This is a genomic window from Rhizobium mesosinicum (genome assembly GCF_019511345.1).
In the GTDB taxonomy this organism is placed as follows: Bacteria; Pseudomonadota; Alphaproteobacteria; order Rhizobiales; family Rhizobiaceae; genus Rhizobium; species Rhizobium mesosinicum.
The window spans coordinates 199,232-217,039 of sequence record NZ_JAEUAK010000005.1; the positions used below are offsets into that span (position 1 = coordinate 199,232).

General features: G+C 59.6%; 18 protein-coding genes. 10 read left to right on the top strand and 8 right to left on the bottom strand.

Translation table 11 applies throughout. The annotated features are described in order from the left end of the window. Positions 1–40 precede the first annotated feature (40 nt). Together JNB85_RS15485 and JNB85_RS15490 are read right to left on the bottom strand one after the other, a co-directional pair. The gene (locus JNB85_RS15485) at positions 41–535 is read right to left on the bottom strand and encodes a GNAT family N-acetyltransferase (RefSeq protein ID WP_220335231.1); all 495 of its coding nucleotides are present in this window, start codon (positions 533–535) and stop codon (positions 41–43) included. A 7-nt stretch (positions 536–542) separates the two neighbouring features. Next, positions 543–2,855 carry a methyl-accepting chemotaxis protein gene (locus JNB85_RS15490; protein ID WP_220335232.1) on the bottom strand — a complete coding sequence of 771 codons (2,313 nt, stop codon included), beginning with the start codon at positions 2,853–2,855 and terminating at the stop codon, positions 543–545. A gap of 249 nt (positions 2,856–3,104) precedes the next feature. Between JNB85_RS15490 and ruvC the strand changes: the two genes are divergently transcribed. The 8 genes from ruvC (at position 3,105) to JNB85_RS15530 (ending at position 8,161) form a co-directional block, all read left to right on the top strand. Continuing rightward, positions 3,105–3,614, top strand: coding sequence for a crossover junction endodeoxyribonuclease RuvC (ruvC, locus tag JNB85_RS15495; protein WP_220335233.1), 510 nt, complete (start codon positions 3,105–3,107; stop codon positions 3,612–3,614). A gap of 55 nt (positions 3,615–3,669) precedes the next feature. After that, a complete protein-coding gene (locus tag JNB85_RS15500) occupies positions 3,670–3,933 on the top strand; it encodes an AbrB/MazE/SpoVT family DNA-binding domain-containing protein (RefSeq protein WP_220335234.1) in 264 nt (87 codons plus the stop codon). Then, entirely contained in the window at positions 3,911–4,330 is a 420-nt protein-coding gene (locus JNB85_RS15505; protein WP_220335235.1) for a type II toxin-antitoxin system VapC family toxin, read from the top strand. The genes JNB85_RS15500 and JNB85_RS15505 overlap by 23 nt, the downstream gene beginning before the upstream one ends. Positions 4,331–4,342: 12 nt before the next feature. After that, complete coding sequence (gene ruvA / locus JNB85_RS15510) at positions 4,343–4,957, top strand: Holliday junction branch migration protein RuvA (protein WP_220335236.1); 615 nt, start codon at positions 4,343–4,345, stop codon at positions 4,955–4,957. Between the two features lie 67 nt (positions 4,958–5,024). Next, positions 5,025–6,065, top strand: a complete 1,041-nt coding sequence (ruvB, locus tag JNB85_RS15515) for a Holliday junction branch migration DNA helicase RuvB (protein WP_220335496.1) — start codon at positions 5,025–5,027, stop codon at positions 6,063–6,065. After that, positions 6,066–6,968: a metallophosphoesterase gene (locus JNB85_RS15520; protein ID WP_220335237.1), complete on the top strand. Its 903-nt coding sequence runs from the start codon at positions 6,066–6,068 to the stop codon at positions 6,966–6,968. Between the two features lie 4 nt (positions 6,969–6,972). After that, on the top strand, positions 6,973–7,485 hold the full coding sequence (locus JNB85_RS15525; protein ID WP_220335238.1) for an NUDIX hydrolase: 513 nt from the start codon (positions 6,973–6,975) through the stop codon (positions 7,483–7,485). Between the two features lie 112 nt (positions 7,486–7,597). After that, the gene (locus JNB85_RS15530; protein WP_220335239.1) at positions 7,598–8,161 is read left to right on the top strand and encodes a DinB family protein; all 564 of its coding nucleotides are present in this window, start codon (positions 7,598–7,600) and stop codon (positions 8,159–8,161) included. 93 nt (positions 8,162–8,254) lie between these two features. Here JNB85_RS15530 and JNB85_RS15535 read toward each other — a convergent pair whose 3' ends face one another. The 6 genes from JNB85_RS15535 to JNB85_RS15560 form a co-directional block, all read right to left on the bottom strand. After that, complete coding sequence (locus tag JNB85_RS15535) at positions 8,255–9,637, bottom strand: virulence factor family protein (RefSeq protein ID WP_220335240.1); 1,383 nt, start codon at positions 9,635–9,637, stop codon at positions 8,255–8,257. Further along, positions 9,634–12,240, bottom strand: a complete 2,607-nt coding sequence (gene mprF / locus JNB85_RS15540; RefSeq protein ID WP_220335241.1) for a bifunctional lysylphosphatidylglycerol flippase/synthetase MprF — start codon at positions 12,238–12,240, stop codon at positions 9,634–9,636. Before mprF ends, JNB85_RS15535 begins: the two co-directional genes overlap by 4 nt. A gap of 200 nt (positions 12,241–12,440) precedes the next feature. Next, a complete protein-coding gene (locus JNB85_RS15545) occupies positions 12,441–14,516 on the bottom strand; it encodes a mechanosensitive ion channel family protein (protein ID WP_220335242.1) in 2,076 nt (691 codons plus the stop codon). Positions 14,517–14,658: 142 nt separating this feature from the next. After that, complete coding sequence (gene gnd / locus JNB85_RS15550) at positions 14,659–15,684, bottom strand: phosphogluconate dehydrogenase (NAD(+)-dependent, decarboxylating) (protein WP_220335243.1); 1,026 nt, start codon at positions 15,682–15,684, stop codon at positions 14,659–14,661. 240 nt (positions 15,685–15,924) lie between these two features. Further along, entirely contained in the window at positions 15,925–16,281 is a 357-nt protein-coding gene (locus JNB85_RS15555; RefSeq protein WP_220335244.1) for a VOC family protein, read from the bottom strand. 11 nt (positions 16,282–16,292) lie between these two features. Continuing rightward, complete coding sequence (locus JNB85_RS15560) at positions 16,293–16,775, bottom strand: SRPBCC domain-containing protein (protein ID WP_220335245.1); 483 nt, start codon at positions 16,773–16,775, stop codon at positions 16,293–16,295. A 57-nt stretch (positions 16,776–16,832) separates the two neighbouring features. On the opposite strand from JNB85_RS15560, the gene JNB85_RS15565 reads away from it, so the two are divergent. Further along, complete coding sequence (locus JNB85_RS15565) at positions 16,833–17,165, top strand: ArsR/SmtB family transcription factor (RefSeq protein ID WP_220335246.1); 333 nt, start codon at positions 16,833–16,835, stop codon at positions 17,163–17,165. A 48-nt stretch (positions 17,166–17,213) separates the two neighbouring features. Continuing rightward, a complete protein-coding gene (locus tag JNB85_RS15570; protein ID WP_220335247.1) occupies positions 17,214–17,747 on the top strand; it encodes a helix-turn-helix domain-containing protein in 534 nt (177 codons plus the stop codon). Positions 17,748–17,808: the final 61 nt, after the last annotated feature.

Genomic DNA, 17,808 nt, shown 5'->3' on the forward strand with positions numbered 1-17,808 from the left:
AAATCGCGGCTTAAACAAAAGCTGCCGCAGAAAATAACCGTCATTCGTCGAAAGCCGGGGAGAACTTCAGCACACCTGACGGTGGCGATCCTTTGAAGACGATCCGCTGCACATAACGCGTGTCGAGATCGCCATAGGTGAGCTTCCCATCGCTCTCGAAACCAACGCCGCGATAAACGGCCGGATTTCCGATCAGCGCGCAGCCGGTCGCATCACACTCTCTCAGCAGACCAAGCCCCTTCAGGATCAATGCTCGGCCGATTCCCTGCCTTTGCCGTTCCGGTTTCACCGAAATCGGCCCCAGCCCAAACCATCCATCCTCGATGTCGCCGATCGTGATCGGCGAGAAGGCGACATGGCCGATAATCTCTCCGCCCTCTTCCGCGACAAGAGATATTGTCAGGTCACCCGACGTACGGAGATCTCTGACGATCTGCGCTTCGGTATTGTTGCTGAAAGGCGCCGGTTCGAACGCCGTCCACGTCAGCGCGTGAATGGCGTCAGCATCATCAGGTCTTTCGAACCGGATCAGCACGACGCGATCAGGCTCGCTTGCGCAGCAGATGCACGTCGGCGCTATACTGCTGACCTTCGGCAAGCGTAAAATTGCCGAGCTGGCGGTCCATCTCTACGGCCTCGGTTGCCAGACGGTGAATGGCAGCTGTCGTCTCCTCGACCATCGCCGCATTCTGCTGTGTCATGGAATCGAGCTCGGCGACCGCGCTATTGATCTGCCGCAGGGTGTCGGCCTCTTCCCGGGTGGATTCCATGATCTCGTTGATCTGGCCATCGATGGCTTCGACATGACCACCGATGCCAGCGAGCGCAACGCCTGCCCTTTCAACAAGCGCAACGCCGCTTTCAACCTCATGCGTGGATTTCTGCAACAGACTGGAGATTTCCTTGGCAGCGCTCGAAGAGCGTTGCGCCAATTCACGTACTTCCATGGCGACGACTGCAAAACCCTTGCCGCTTTCGCCCGCGCGTGCCGCTTCGACGCCGGCATTCAGGGCCAGCAGATTGGTCTGGAAGGCGATATCGTCAATGACGGAAATAATAGTGTTGATCTGCCGCGACGACGCCTGGATCGCTTCCATCGCTGCAATCGTCTCGCGCATGATTTGACTGGAGCCGACCGTCTCCTTCTTGGCGTCGCGGGCGATGCGCGCGGCCTGCTCGGCGCGTTCGATCTGTACGCGTACCGACTGGGTGATGGCGCTGATCGCGCTGGCCGTCTCGGTGATCGAGCTTGCCTGGCGCTCGGTGCGGCCGGCCAGTTCGTCCGCGCCGGTACGCATCTCCTCGGAGCCTGAACGCACGGCCATGGAGTTGCCGCCGATCGCGGTCATCGTCTCGTTGAGCGTTGCCAGCGCCTCATTGAAGTTCACGCGCAGACTTTCGAGTTCGCTCGGGAAGCGTGTTACGATCTGGTAGGCCAGATCGCCGCTCGCCAGACGATGAAGCCCCTCGTCAAGTGCCGTGACCACATCCTGCAGGCTGCGGGCCTCCGCCTCGCGCTGGGCCAGATTCTGCTGACGCTCGCTTTCAGCCCGCATGCGCGTTTGCTCGCTCGCAGCTTCGAGCTGGCGGCCTTCGATCAGCGACTGCTTGAAACGAGCAAGCGCCTTCGCCATCGTGCCGATCTCATCCTTGCGGTTCTGGCTGCCAATCTCGACTTCGAGCTTGCCGTCAGCGACTTCGCTGGTCACGCCTGCAAGACGGGCAAGCGGTGAGAACAGGAAGTTGGTGATCAGCCCAGTCGCAATAGCCATGATAACGAGTACGCCGACGCCAATCGAGGTCAACAGCGTCGCGATCTCGATGGAACCGGCATTCAATTCGCTGAGCAACACGCTTTCAACGACGAGGAAACGGTCGCCGCGATAATCAATGCCGCGCACATAGGCGCGTGCTGTTCCATCGGCGCGATCGAAATCCGCAACCGTCATTGCCGAACTTGCAAGCGCATCCTTGATAAAGGTGAACGGCGCAGTATCAAGTGTCGCAAGCTGGCCGGATGCATTGAGACCAACGGCCGAACCATCAGCAGAAATGATGGCCGCCTTTGCCGTGCTGCCGGACACAATACCCTTTGCGAGAATGCTGGTGACGACATCGTCGCGCACCTTGAACAGCATCAGCCCCTTCGCCTGGCCGAGCTTGACGATCGGCACGGCATAGAAGATCGCCGACTTGCCGCTTCCACTATCGACACGCAGGCCGGAAAAGGCCGTCGGCGCGGAATCGTCGGTCGCCTTGGCGGTATTCTCGATCGCCTTGACATAGGCGATGCCCGCGCCGGTCGACTTCCAGGCGTCCGATTTCAGGTTCTCGGCGAAATCGTCATTCTTCTTGTAGGAATAGAGCACGGTGCCATCGAGATCGACCATCAGGAGGTCGCTGAAGGCCGTGTCGGCGAGGTCGCGAGCCACTTCGCCCTGCGTCTTCTCGTGGCTCGAATAATAGAAACCGCTCGGCCCCTCCGGCTTTGCGAGCTTCTCGCGCTGGTCGGCAGGGTTCGGATTGTTCGTGATGAAGACCTTCTTCAGCTCCCCACGTGCATCGCCGGAGCTTTTCTCGATCGTCTTCCAGCCGCTCTTCAGGCTGGTGATCGCCATCTGCAGCGCTTCGATACGCGCAATCGAGGTCGCTTGATTTTCAAGCTGCACAAGCTGATCCTGCAGCATGTCGCCGCGGAAGATCAAGACGCTCTCCTTGGCCTTCAGCGCCTGCTCGTCGGAAATGCGGCTGCTGGCGAAATAGGCGAGGATATTGATCACCGCGACCGAAAGCGTGGTCAGCAGGATGAAGGTGGCTATCACCTTGAAGGACAGGGACTGAAATCTCTGAGTCATGAAAAACGAACCCTTCCGGAACGGCGGCGCCGGCGAGTGGAAGCACGGAGACATCACCCGCCGGTTGAAATGCAAACAGACCATCAGAAGCCTTAAGCTTTGCGAAAGCTGGCCCCTCTCACATTTGACGGACTAGAATTCAGGCATCCGGTTTAATTCGCGGTAAACACGACGCCGCAAAAACAGCGAATGTTTTCGCTTTGTTCACACATCAGTGGCACTTATTTCGTCATCTCTATAAGGTGAGCCATGCAAAACACGATTCGCATCATCGGTATCGATCCCGGCCTTCGCCGCACCGGATGGGGCATCATCGATACGCTCGGCAATTCGCTGCGCTTCGTTGCCTCGGGAACTGTTACCTCGGATGGTGACATGGACCTCGCTTCCCGCCTCTGCCAGCTGCATGACGGCCTTGCCGATGTGGTCCATTCCTACAAGCCGAACGAGGCCGCCGTCGAACAGACTTTTGTCAACAAGGATGCGGTAGCAACCCTCAAGCTCGGCCAGGCCCGCGGCATCGCCATGCTTGTGCCCGCCCGCGCCGGTCTTCCAGTGTCGGAATATGCACCAAACGCGGTGAAGAAGACCGTCATCGGTGTCGGTCACGGCGAGAAGCAGCAGATCCATGTGATGCTGAAGATCCTGATGCCAAAGGCGGAATTCAAAGGCAACGACGCCGCCGACGCCTTGGCGATCGCCATTTGTCACGCTCATCATCGCGGAGGAAATAAGATGCGGCGGGCACTCGCCAGCTGATTTGTTCTTGACTTGTTCCGTATCGACCGCTAGGTATTACTTAAGAGGTATTACCATGCGCGTGACCGAAAAAGGCCAAGTGACCATCCCCAAGGAAATCCGCGACAGGCTTGGAATCATTCCCGGTTCGGACGTGGATTTCGTTGCCGATGAGAAAGGCGCTCGCCTGGTGGTCGTATCCGGCCAAGGCAACCGTTCGAACGAGGATTTCGAAAGCTGGATCAACAGTGTCAGCGGCACTCTCGACACAGGCGGCATGACGACCGATGAATATATGGAATGGTTGAGGGGACCGCGTGACGATCTCGGTTCTCGTTGACACCAATATCTTTATCGACGTCTTCGGCCCGGAAAACCCGTTCAAGGAATGGTCTTCCCGCACGCTGATCTCGCTGCGCCAGCAGGCACAGTTCGTTCTGACACCCGTAGTCTGGGCCGAACTGGCAAGTATGGCTCCCGGTGAAGAGGCGCTAGTGAGCTTGTTGGGAAGACTCAATCTGACCCGAGAGCCATTGCCGTTTTCAGCAGCCTATCGGGCCGGCATAGCCCATGCGAAATACCGGAAGAATGGTGGCAATCGCGAGCGAACGCTGCCGGACTTTTTCATCGGCGCCCATGCGGATTGGAACCGCCATCGGCTGCTGACTCGCGATGCGGCCCGCTACCGTTCCTATTTCCCCTCACTCGATATCATTTCACCTGAAACTCATCCCTGACGGAACAAGATCATGATCGGCAAGCTGAAAGGCACTATAGACGAGATCGGCGACGACTACGTGCTCGTAGATGTGCACGGCGTCTGCTATGTAGCCTATTGCTCCGCGCGCACGCTCTCCAAGCTCGGTTCCGTCGGAGAAGCCTGCGTGCTCTTCATCGAGACCTATGTGCGCGAGGACCAGCTTAAGCTCTTCGGCTTCCAGACCCAACTCGAACGCGAATGGTTCAATCTGCTGCAAAGCGTGCAGGGCGTCGGCGCGAAAGTGGCGCTCGCCGTGCTTTCGACCCTGACACCTCCCGAACTTGCCAATGCGATCGCCCTCCAAGACAAGACCGCCGTTTCGCGCGCCCAGGGCGTCGGCCCCAAGGTCGCGATCCGTATCGTCACCGAACTCAAGAACAAGGCGCCTGCCTTTGCCGGCGAGGCGATTAATATCGGCCTCAAACAGGAGATCGGCGAAGGTGTGGCTCCAGCCCCTGTGGCTGACGCCGTCTCGGCCTTGACCAATCTCGGCTATTCGCGAGACCAGGCTGCCAACGCGGTTGCCGCTGCCATGAAGACAGCCGGCGAGGACGCAGACAGCGCCAAGCTGATCCGTCTCGGCCTGCGGGAGCTTTCACGTTGATGCTTCGCCAGGGTGTCAATGGCGGCCGCTTGGTGTATGGACTTGAGCAAGCTTTGAACGGAAATGCCTGATGACGGATGCCCGCCTGATAACGCCTGAAAAGCGCGGCGAAGACCTGGACACCACCCTGCGCCCACAGTCTCTGGACGAGTTCACCGGCCAGGCGGAAGCGCGTGCCAATCTCAAGATCTTCATCGAAGCAGCCAAGAACCGGGGCGAGGCGCTGGATCACGTCCTCTTCGTCGGTCCGCCGGGCCTCGGCAAGACGACGCTGGCGCAGATCATGGCGAAGGAACTCGGCGTCAATTTCCGTTCCACTTCCGGCCCCGTCATTGCGAAGGCCGGCGACCTAGCCGCATTGCTCACCAATCTCGAAGAGCGCGACGTTCTCTTCATCGACGAAATCCATCGCCTCAATCCGGCAGTCGAGGAAATCCTCTATCCGGCGATGGAAGATTTTCAGCTCGACCTCATCATCGGCGAAGGCCCGGCCGCCCGCTCGGTGAAGATCGATCTGTCGAAATTCACGCTCGTTGCCGCGACCACCCGCCTCGGCCTGCTGACGACCCCGTTGCGCGACCGTTTCGGCATTCCGGTGCGCCTTTCCTTCTATACGGTAGAGGAACTGGAGCTGATCGTTCGCCGCGGCGCCCGCCTGATGGGCCTTGGCATGACCGATGACGGCGCCCGCGAGATCGCGCGGCGCGCTCGGGGCACGCCGCGCATTGCCGGCCGCCTGCTGCGCCGCGTGCGCGACTTCGCCGAAGTCGCAAGGGCCGAAGCCGTCACCCGCGAGATCGCCGATGAGGCGCTGACCCGCCTGCTGGTTGACAATGTCGGCCTCGACCAGCTCGACAAGCGTTACCTCAACATGATCGCAGTCAATTTCGGCGGCGGCCCGGTCGGCATCGAAACCATTGCCGCCGGCCTCTCCGAGCCGCGCGACGCGATCGAGGACATCATCGAGCCTTACATGATCCAGCAGGGCTTCATACAGCGTACGCCGCGTGGCCGCGTTCTGACCGCAATCGCATGGAAACATCTCGGCATGCAGCCGCCCAAGGATATGGAGGCTGCGCAATTCGGGCTGTTCCGGGAGGACGATTGATTGATCAGCCGGCGCGGCTTTCTCAAACTCATGGGCGGCAGCTTTGCAGGCCTCATGGCACTCGGCGGATATGCCTTCGCCTATGAACCGCTGGCTCGGCTGGCAATTTCCCGTTACAGGCTGACCCCGCCTGGGTGGACTCCCGGCCTGAAGCTGCGCCTTGTCGCACTGGCCGATTTCCACGCCTGCGAACCCTGGATGTCCAAAGACCGCATCGCTTCGATCTGTGCCCGCGCCAACGAGCTGGAAGGTGATATCACACTCCTGCTCGGCGACTACGCGGCTGGCATGAACATGGTGACGCGTTACGTTCATTCCAGTGAATGGTCAAAGGCGCTGGCGACGCTAAAAGCCCCGCTGGGAGTCCATGCTATCATGGGCAACCATGATTGGTGGGAAGATAGAACGGCGCAGATGAATGGCGGAGGCGATACGTTCGGACATAGGGCTTTGGCGGAAGCCGGTATTTCCGTCTACAGCAATCGCGCCGTCCGTTTGGAAAAGGACGGATATGGCTTTTGGCTGGCGGGTCTGGAAGACCAGTTGGCGCTTCTACCGGGCAGGAAATGGGACCGCAGCCGGATGCAGGGTCTCGATGATCTCGACGGAACGCTCGCGCAGGTTTCCGATGACCTGCCCGTCATCCTGCTCGCGCACGAGCCTGATATTTTTCCGCGCGTGCCCGAACGTGTATCACTCACTCTGTCCGGCCATACGCATGGAGGACAGATCCGTCTTCTCGGCTATTCGCCGATGGTGCCCTCGCGCTATGGCGATCGCTATGCCTATGGCCATATCCTAGAGAACGGCCGAAACATCATCGTTTCCGGCGGGCTCGGCTGCTCCATCGCGCCCGTGCGCTTCGGCGTTCCGCCGGAGATCGTAGTCATCGATCTCGGATAAAATCATGCGCAAGAGAACCGTCGTTCGCCTCAATGCAGGCCGCCAGCGCTTCAACTATCGCATCGCCGGGCTCGGCTTTCGTGATGGGCACGTGCTTGTCCATCGCGCCGTTCACGAACCTTTCTGGACTTTTCCCGGCGGCCGTGCGGAGATCGGCGAAACCTCTGAGGAAACGTTGAAGCGGGAGATGATGGAGGAGATCGGCGTCGAAGTGACCGTCGGCCGCCTGCTCTGGAGCGTCGAGAATTTCTTCCATTACGAGGGACGCGACTGGCACGAACTCGGCCTCTACTATTTCATGGAAATCCCCCAGGAATTTCCGTTCCGCACGCATGAGATCATTCATCGGGTGGAGGACGGCGACAACCATTTGGAATTCAAATGGGTGCCTGCAACATTCCAGGCCCTGACTGCGCTCGATATTCCGCCCTATTTCATCGCAGCCGAGATCGAGAACCTTCCCGCCTCACCCCGTCATCTCGTGTGGCGAGACGGCGATCTCGATAACAAGACCTAGAGTAAATCCCGCAAAGCGTGAAGCGTTCTGCGCCCAAGATTGCCTGAAAACAAAGAGACAATGCATGTGCGTGTTTCGGAGAAAAACGGACATGCATTAAGGAGGAGACGCGATGCCGAATTTCGACCCCTGCCGCATGTTTCGAAAGCTCGCCTACAACAATGCCCTGGCGAACAACCGGCTTCTTGCAGCCTGCGCAGCCCTCAAGCCCGGTGAATTCGAGGTTACGCGTACAAGTTTTTTCCCATCGATCAAATCGACGCTGAACCACATTCTCACGGTCGACTGGTTCTATGTCGATGGGCTGGAAGGCGGCACGCTCGGCCTTCGCGCTTTCGACGTCGAAGAACCTTTTGACGATATCCCGTCGCTCTCCGCAGAGCAGGCGAAGGTCGACCAGCGTCTTGTTGCAATCTGCGAAGGCCTGACACCCGAGAAGCTTGCCTCGACCGTGGAGCTTCAGCGCGAGGGCCGCATCCAGCGGGAACGCGTGGAGGATGTGCTGAGCCACCTCTTCCAACATCAGACGCACCATCGCGGACAGGTCCATGCCATGCTGGCTGGCAGCAGCGTCGCCCCGCCGCAACTCGACGAATTCATCGTCAATGATGATGCAAGGTTCCGAGGCGGCGAAGTTGCCGCCCTCGGCTGGAGTGAGCAGATGCTGATGCGTTAAAGCATGTCGCGCAAAGTGCTCCACGGCTCTGCGCGACATGCGAAAACAAGAGCCTAAGGCGTGGCAAGCGAATCTGAAAGATCGCGCCCCTCTTTAGCCCTTGAGGCGCGCCTTCAAGCCGTCGACGATCGTCTTCGTCAGAAGATCGTAATTTTCGTCGAAGTGATGGTCGCCCGGCAGTTCGATGACCTCGCCGCCGACATCCTTGACGGCTGGACAAGCCACGTCATCGTCATCATCCTTGCCGTAAATGCACTGGACAAGCTTGGGATCCGCACCCTTGAGATCCTTGACGGGATCGCCGCCCGCCCCCTCGGTTTTCTGACCGAGCCAGCCCATGACGGAGATGACATAATCGACCTGGTGCGACAGCGAGAGGAGCGAAATCTGCGCAACAGTCGCCTTCTCCGCAGGCTTCAAAAGCTGATAGGTGGCTGGCAGGATATCCGCGCCGAAAGAGTAGCCGATCAGCAGGACGTGCTTCACCTTCCACTGCTTGCGGTAGAATTCGATGATACGGGAAAGATCGTCAGCCGTTTCCTGCGGCTTCCGCTCCGTCCAGAAATAGCGTAGCGAGTCGATGCCGACGACGGGGATGCCTTCCTTCTGCAGCTTGCCGCCCACTTCCTTGTCGATATCGCGCCAGCCCCCGTCGCCGGAATAGATCACCGCCATCGTGTCCAGATTCGGGGTGGCGTCGAGAACGGCAAGTGGCAGGCCGAGCGGATTGTCGAAGGCGCCAGAAGCCGTCACCAAATCGTCGAGCGTATCGGCAAACGCAGTCTGCGCATCGTCGGTGGAGTCGCGGATTTCGATGGCGTCATGCGTCTTCTTGAGATCCTCGACATGAGCACGGCCATCCTTGTCTGCATTGGGCGTGAAGGTGGCGATAACAGGATCCGGCAGAGCACCATCGGTGAGCCCATAGACGCTGCGGTCCCCGACCACCTTCTTCGTGGCCGGTGTGCACAACTCCTTGCTCAACGGAATGCCGGCTCGCGGATCGACGGCAAATGTCTGGCCGATCGTCGCATCGGGTGTCTGTGCGGCAATGGCAAGCGCCAGCGCGCCGCCTTCGCCGATGCCGGCAACGATCGGCAGGTGATAGGGGCTGTTGCCGGCGGCGCGCTGTACCTGCTGGCTGAGCGATTCAATATCGGAAACCGTGTAGATGCAGCCATCGTTGAGACTGACGTCATAGCGGTTCAGCGCTTCCATATAGGACGGAAAATCGACGCCGATGACGACAGAACCCTGCGAAACCAGACGGTCTGCTTCGGTCTTTTCATTGTCTCCCCAGCCGGCTGCATCGGAAATCAGGAAGACTGCGCCCTTCACCTCGCCCTGCGGCAGGAAGATGTGCGGCGAAGGGATAAGGCCAGTTTCGAAACTCTCAGCGGTTTCATCCGCGGCATGGGACGGCGCGGCCGCGAGCATGCTGACGCATGCAGCAGCAAACAGATATTTTTTCATCATTTTCTCACTACCCCTTTCAATCCGCCCCCGATCAGAAATGTCGCATCCATCAATGCGATCATCGGATTGCCCCCTCCTGAAACCGCAAGATAGCGCGGTTGCCAGTGCGGATGAAACTTGGATTTGAAGGCGCGAAGCCCCTTGAAGTTGTAGAAGCGCTCGCCGTGTTCGAAGACGGTACCGCCGATACGGTCCCAAACGGGCGCCACCTCGCGTTTCGACATGCCGGAGAGGGGCGCCATGCCGAGGTTGAAATGCGTAAAGCCCTGGGCACGCAGATATTCCATGATCTGCACGAACAGGAAGTCCATAGACCCCTTAGGCGCATCAGGCGAGAAGCGCATGAGGTCGATCGTCCCTTCCTCCTTCGCCGCGGTGACAAGGATATTGGCAAAGGCAACGATCCGGCCGTCCTTCTTGAGAATGCCGACCGGTTGCGACTTTACATAGTCCGGATCGAAGGCGCCAAGCGAGAAGCCCTTCTCCTTGGCATTGTGATGCTCGAGCCAGGCGTTGGAAACGGCCGAAAGATCGTCAATGATCCCGGGAATATCGACGGGTTCGACAACGCTGAATTCCAGACCGTCGCGCTGGGCGCGGCTTGCGGTCTGGCGCAAGTTCGCCCATTTGCCGCCCTTCATCTCGAAAGTGCGCAGATCGGTCACCGCTAGTTCGCCGAGCTTGAAGGCGCGCAGTCCGGCGTCGGCGCAATGCGAAAGCAGCGCCGGCGATATCTGGTAGAATACAGCGCGGCAGCCTGCAGCGCGCGCTGCCTCCACGAAGCGCCAGACCAGTTCCGGCACAGCATGACGATCGCCGATCGGATCAAACAACGCTATCCACGAACGGCCCTGCCGGCCATACATGATGAAGGCGTCGCCCTTTTCCGAAAACATGATGGACTTATCGCCCATGCGCACCAGATTGGCGTCTGCGCTATCCTGTTTCTCGACGATTTCCACAGCACGGCGCACCGCCTCTTCATCTGCCGGTTCCGGTTTGAAAGTCGCCGGCCGCAACAGGCTGAAAATGGCAATGGCTGAGGAAATGATGGAGATGCCGAGCACGGCACGCAGGCCACGCGGCGCTTCCGCGGCAAACTCGAACTGCCACCAGAGCTCGTTGCTGTATTCGACGTCACGATAGACGAAGAGCAGGATGACGACCGCGCCTCCGATGATCACAGCGATCGCCATCAGCCAGGAAGCCGTCATCGCCTGGTTGAGAAGCGAAGCATGGCGAGTAAAAAGCCGGCGGCTGACGAATAGGCCGAAAACCAGAAAGGCGAGGAAAGCCGCTTCGACAAGGGCGATCGCCTTCAGCAGCGAGAGCGTCAAGGCAGCAACCGCCGAAAACACCGCCACCCACCAGGCGCCGTCAAGCCGCTGGCCAAGGCCCCGCGCCGCAACGACCAGTGCAAGGCCAAGAAGGCTGGAGAGGAAGTGGGCACCTTCCACGATCGGCAGCGGCAGATAGTTGGAGAGGAATTCAAGATTCTGGTCAGGCGTCGGCGTCACGCTCGAAAAAATCAGCATGACGCCGAGAAGCAGCGCCAGCGCCGAAAGCAGCTGCGGCATCAGCCGCCCGCCGATGCGCCGCACGCTGGAGGCGGCCGGATGATCCACGAAGCGGCGAAGCTCCGTCACCGAAACCGCAAGGATGGCGATCAGCAGCGGCAAGACGTGATAGATCAGACGGTAAAGAACCAGTGAGCCGAGGACGGCATCGATATTCACCGCACTGCCGAGCGAAGCGATGATGACGGTCTCGAAAACACCGAGGCCCGCCGGCACATGGCTCAGCACGCCAAGCCCGACGGCAATCGCATAAACTGCCAGAAACACCGGCCAGCCGATCGCCGTCTGCGGCAAGAGCACATAGAGCACCGAGGCGGAAGCCGCGATATCGAATGCGGTCACCAGGAACTGGCGCGACCACGTACGCGAATCCGGCAGGCGGAGCGCGATCGACCCGATTTCGATCACCCGGCCTTCGCGGCCGATGACCATGAGGGAACCGAGGATTGCCAGGATCGCTGCTGCGATGATGCGAAGCCACAGGCTGCTGACGCTGATCAGCGGGGCGATCTCGTCGGCAATGACGAGGAGCGCAATTGCTGCGACGGCAGCCAGCCCGAGGCCGAAGGAAAGTGTCACGAAAGCGATGATACGGCCGATATCTTCGGGCGCAATTCCAAGCCGCGTATAGGCACGGTAACGGATCGCACCACCGGAGAGAGCGCCGAAACCGGCTGTATTGCCGACAGCATAGGCGCTGAAGGCCGTGAGGGCGACATGCGGGAAGGGCAAACGCTTGCCGATATAGTCGATGGCGTTGAGATCATAGAAGACGAGCGCCAGGAAACTCAGCGCCGTGAAGAACAGTGCGATCAGGATCGAACTCGGCCGCGTTTCGGCCAGTGCCTCGACCACGTCGTCATAGCGCACCTCATCCGTCAGCTGCATGATCGCATAGCCGACGAGGCAGAAAATGAGGAGCGTGGCGAGAGCCGTCAGCGGTGTGCGGTAGCGCCGGAAAAGTGCGCCAAAGGAAAAGCCCTCTTCCGGCTCTGAATTAACTTCCAACTTGTCGTTACCCGACATCTCTTACCTGCCGTAATTGCCATCTGGCGGGAATCTCTTTTGAAAGACGTAACATAAGCAACATACAGGCTCTATGAACCATGTTGCGGCTAACCACACCCGCGCACTTGCCGCCTCCTTCATCCTCAATTGGGGCAAATTTGCGCAGTGCTGATCCTGATCGCATTGCGATTTCGTAAGCTTTGCCATTCAGTTGAGGATCAGGTCGTCGGCTCTCCCGCGGCACGGGCCTGCGCCGCATAACGCGCCGCAGCGACGCTCGCCTCAATCTCGCGCTCGCCCGAGACCTGCACCGTCGGAACGGCGAACTCGATACCGTTCTCCTTGAAGGCATTGCGGATCATCGCCAGCGCATTGCGGCGGATGACGAACTGCTCGCCGGGCTTGGTCATCATCGAAAGGCGGATCTCGATTGCGAATTCGCCGAACTGCTCAACCCCCTTCATCTTCAGCGTTTCGATGATGTTCGGACCCCATTCGGGGTTTTCGAGAAGCTGCTGGCCGATCTGCTTGATGATCTTCTTCGTTTTCACGAGATCGGTGTCGTAGGTCACGTTCAGGCTGATCTTGTCGATCGTCCAATCGCGGTTGAGGTTCTTGACCGCCCCAAGCTCCCCGAAAGGCACCGTCGTCAGCGGCCCGCGGTGATGGCGAAGTTTGACGGAACGCAGGCTGAAGGCTTCGACCACGCCCTTGTGGCTGCCGCTTTCGATATATTCGCCGACACGAAAGGCATCGTCCCACAGGTAGAACATGCCGCTGATGACATCCTTGACGATGGTCTGCGCACCGAAGCCGACTGCGACGCCGACGACGCCGGCGCCGGCGATCAACGGCCCGATCTCGATGCCGAGGCCCGAAAGTACCATCAGGACGGCGATCACGACGATGACGACTGCAAGGACGTTGCGGAAGATTGGCAGCAGTGTCTGCAGACGGGCGCGCTTCACCTTGTCCTCGTCGCTGACCGTGCCATCGAGGGGCGAATCCAGAAGCTTGCCGTCGATGTAAGCCCGGACCAGATGCCAAAGCAGATCGGCCGCAAGCAGGATGACGATACCGCCGACAATACCGCGTGCCACCCGATTGATCATCGTTTCGTTCGACATCATCATCGTGGTTGTTTCGACGCCGAGCATGCGTCCAAGCCAGATCGCTGCAAAGGCGATGATCAGCGCCCGGACGCCACGGTCGAGCAACACGGTCGCGATGCGGCGTTTGGCGAGAAAACCCGCTTCTGCATAGTGGAAGGATTTGACCGCTAGCGTCGAGACGGCGAGCACCCTCGGCAGCAGCAGGAGATAGATGCACACCCAAAGGAGCCAATTGAAGCTCAGCACCCATATGCCCCAGAGCAGCAGGAAATAAAGCGTCAGCAGCCAGGTAATGGCATAACTGCGCCGGGTTTCGTTCCCCGGCCGTGACCAGACAGCCTCGGTGGCAATCAAGAAGAGGCCGACGCCGAGCACATAGCCGATCAGATACCGCGCGGCCATCGAATAGCCGAGCGGTCGCATCGATTGCAGGACGGCCCAGCCGAAGACGAAATAGATGACAAACAAGGTGCAGCGGCGGAACCAGAATTGTGCGACGGCCGGATCGACCGCAACCGTCTCTCCCTCGCCGCGCGGCAAGGTGACGAGATCGATGATGACACCGCCGAGGGAAACGGCGAAACGCTGCACGACGACAGCGATGGCAATGGCAATCGCGATATTCAGGCTGACCGGCGGCCAATTGAAGCTGATCAACGTAAGGCCCGTCGCGAGGCCGAATACGATGGCCGGAATGATCCGGGCGGCAAGGCGCGTGACCGTCATCTGCGCTGCCCGCTCCCGCCTTTCACGTACCATCCTTCGCACCAGGATTTCGACGACGAAGCCGGTGACGAGGACGGCGAGAAATTGCCCGACCATGCGGAGCGGACCAGCCGCGCGCAATTCGCCGAGAAAAAGCGCTGACGCCCGTGCTACTTCGGAGGGCAGTGTCATCGCCGCACCGGAGACCATGGCGATGTGCTGGCGGGCGTGCTGGAGGCGGTCGGACAATATCGACATTTCCTCGTTATTGCCGGTCGAGGCTGCGGGCGCCGCCATCTGCGTCGCCATCCATTGCTTCACTTCGGGCGTTTGCATCAACTCCATCATCTGCCGCACCTGGGCAGGCGGTGGCGCAACGTCGGTGGAAGTTGCCGGAGTCGTCTGCGCGGAAACGGCGCCGAAAAGAGAAAGCAGCATCATGATGCTGCAGATGCCGATCGCAGAAATTTGCCCCATGCCCGCCTCCGGTTTGCTCGTCAGGCATTTATGCTAGTGCTGCAGCGGAAAAGCCAGACAGACAAATGGTCTAGCTATCGCGGCGAAAAGAAAGCCGCCGGACCTCGCGGACCGGCGGCTGACATAAAGACAGCGTGTTTGCTTATTTGTGCGGCTTCTCGGCATGACCACCGAAGCCGGCGCGCATGGCCGAAAGTACCTTGTTGGCGAATTCGTCCTGGTCGCGCGAGGAGAAACGGCCGTGAAGCGCGGCGCTGAGCACCGGCGTCGGCACGCTTTCATCGATGGCGGCCATGATCGTCCAGCGGCCTTCGCCGGAGTCCGAAACGCGCCCGGCATATTGCGTAAGCACCGGGTCCTTGTGCAGCGCATCGGCCGTCAGGTCGAGTAGCCACGAGGTGATGACGCTGCCACGGCGCCAGACTTCCGCAATTTCCGGCAGATTGAAATCGTACTGGTAATATTCCGGATGAGAGAGCGGCGCCGTCTCGGCATCGGCCTCATGCGTCAGGGCGCCGATATTTGCATGCTTCAGAATATTGAGGCCTTCGGCATAGGCGGCCATGAGCCCGTATTCGATGCCATTATGGACCATCTTGACGAAGTGGCCGGCGCCATGCGGGCCGCAATGCAGGAAGCCCTGCTCGGCGGTACTCAGCGCCGCAGCCTCGGCTGTGCGGTTCGGCGAGGCTTCCGCAGTGCCGTTGCCCGGCGCCAGCGTTGCGAAGATCGGCGACAGATGCTGCACGATACCCTTCTCGCCGCCAATCATCAGGCAATAGCCGCGTTCAAGGCCGAAAACGCCGCCGCTGGTGCCGACGTCGACATAGTGGATGCCCTTGGTGATGAGTTCTGCGCCACGACGGATGTCGTCATGATAATAGGAGTTGCCGCCGTCGATCAGGATATCGCCGTCATGCAACAGCGGAACGATCGAGGCGATGACCTTGTCGGTGATCGCAGCCGGCAGCATCAGCCAGACGGCCCGCGGGCGGGCGAGCTTGGAGACGAATTCTTCGAGCGAGCCACTGCCGTCGGCACCGAGGCCGACAAGCTCGGCGACGCTTTCCGGCCTGGCGTCATAGACCACACATTCGTGGCCTCCCCGCATCAAGCGCTGGACCATGTAATTGCCCATACGGCCCAAACCTACCATGCCAAGCTGCATCTGAAATCTCCTGGATTTAATCGATATGATTCCGGAAACTAACACCCGCATCGTGACAGGCAAGCAAAGTCTCTGTCATGAAGGCGAGTGCTTTTATTGCACCTTGTGCAGGGCTATGCCTTCCGCATTTGGCAATCTGCCGTCTTCAGGACGTAATGCCAACCTCCAAAAGACATATAGCCGCCTCATCGGCGGCTATATGATCTTCTGCCTACTCGGCACCGGTTCGGCTGGATCGCCCTAGTTGCGGCTTGTCTCCCGTACTAGATGTACGATGCTAGCTGGGTTGAGGATCCACCTCCCGCGAAGATTGGGTGGCAGTGGCTCGATGGGATCGCAGCGCGGAACGCCGGCCTTCTCCAGATACTCCGCGGCCCGGTCGAAATCCGGCGTCATGAATTCCAGCCAGAGCTCGGCCTGGCTCATCGTTTCGACACGGTCGATCCAAAGCCGGATCGGCCCAAGCTCGAAGGAGATATCGTCCCCTTCGATTTCTTTCAGCTTCACGATGTCGCGGTAGAAGGAAACGGTGGCTTCATACTGATGCGGCGGAACCTTCATCGCGACGTCGATGCCGCCATAGATCAGGTCGTTCATGGCGCTTCCCCTCACCCTTCCTGCGCTTTTGCCTGCTCACCCCGCATCTCGCTGAGGAACATGCCCTCACGCAGGTTGATGCCGTATTCGACGAAGGCCTTCATGCAGCAGAACATCTGCGTCCAGCCCTCGAGATTCTGGTAGGTTCCGCGGCGCCCCGGCTCATCCTCGCGCCAACCATCCTCGGCGATGGTCACCATGGTGCCACCGTCATCAAGCGATTTGAAATTCATCTCGACGAGGGTTTTGTAAGGCTTCTTCCCCTCGTCAGTTGCGCCATCCCAACGCAGCACGATCTTGCTGTCTGGCACGAGCTCGACCACCTCGACCGGCACATCTTTCCACCAGGTCACCGTCGTGCCCTCAACCAGCGGCGCGCTGGCACCGCCCACCGTGGTGAAATAGCTCGACAGCTTTTTTGGATTGACGACCGCATCGAAGACATCAGCCACCGGGCGGCCGATGCGGCCCGAGACGCGAATATTGAGGGACATGCGACTTCCTCCTCTTCTCCGTTGTATCCGACCCTAATTATGTTATAAAAATATAACATGTCAAGCGAATCGGATGACGACCCCATTTTCAAGGCGCTGGCGCATCGCCGCCGCCGCGATATTCTCGACCTTCTGAAGGAAGAGCCGCGCACGACAGGCGCGCTCTGCGAAGCATTCCCGGAGATGGACCGCTGCACTGTCATGCAGCATCTGAAGGTGCTAGAGGAGGCCGATCTAGTGATTGCGAGGAAGGAAGGCCGCGAGCGCTGGAACCATCTGAACAGCCTGCCGATCAAGCAGATTCACGATCGCTGGATCAGCGCCTATGCCGGCCACGCATTGTCCATTCTCGACCGGCTGAAGAGCGACCTCGACAGTCCTTCCCACTAACTTGCGCCGGTAATCGTTGCTGCTCTATGGTGAAGAGGGGGAAGAACCATGCCGATATCGGGATCTGCCATCCGTCGCATGCGCCAGTTGCGCAATATGAAGCAGGAGCATCTGGCGGAATTGCTCGCCGTCAACCAGGCGACCGTCTCCCGCTGGGAGCGGGGCATCCTGCCGGTCACCGTTGCTCAGGCAAGGCGGCTGGAAAGCATCCTCGCTTCCCCATCATCCTCCGCCGATGCCGCATTGAAACGGCTGGTCGAACATTCACAGAGCAAGGTTCATCTCATCTGCGACCGCACCCACCGGCTTCTTGCCGCGTCCGGTGCACGGCAGAGCGAATGGCGCCTGCCGATTTCCGATTTTCTGGACCGGCTTCTTCTCCCCTATGCGTCGCAGGAGATCGTGAAGACGGAGCGCGAACTCGTCGGCCTCGGCTGGCATGAGGGCCAAATGAATTCGCTGATACTGGAGACAGGCGCCAACGGAAATCCGCACCTGCCTATTGCTGCCGGGCGTGTGCTCTGGGAGCGCATCTTCCTGGCCGACGGCAGCGCCGCACGGCTCGTTACGACACTCGACTGAGCCTGCAGATTTCCTGCATTCTGCTGCATAAATTATGCGTTGCCCCGTCGAAGCGGCCTTT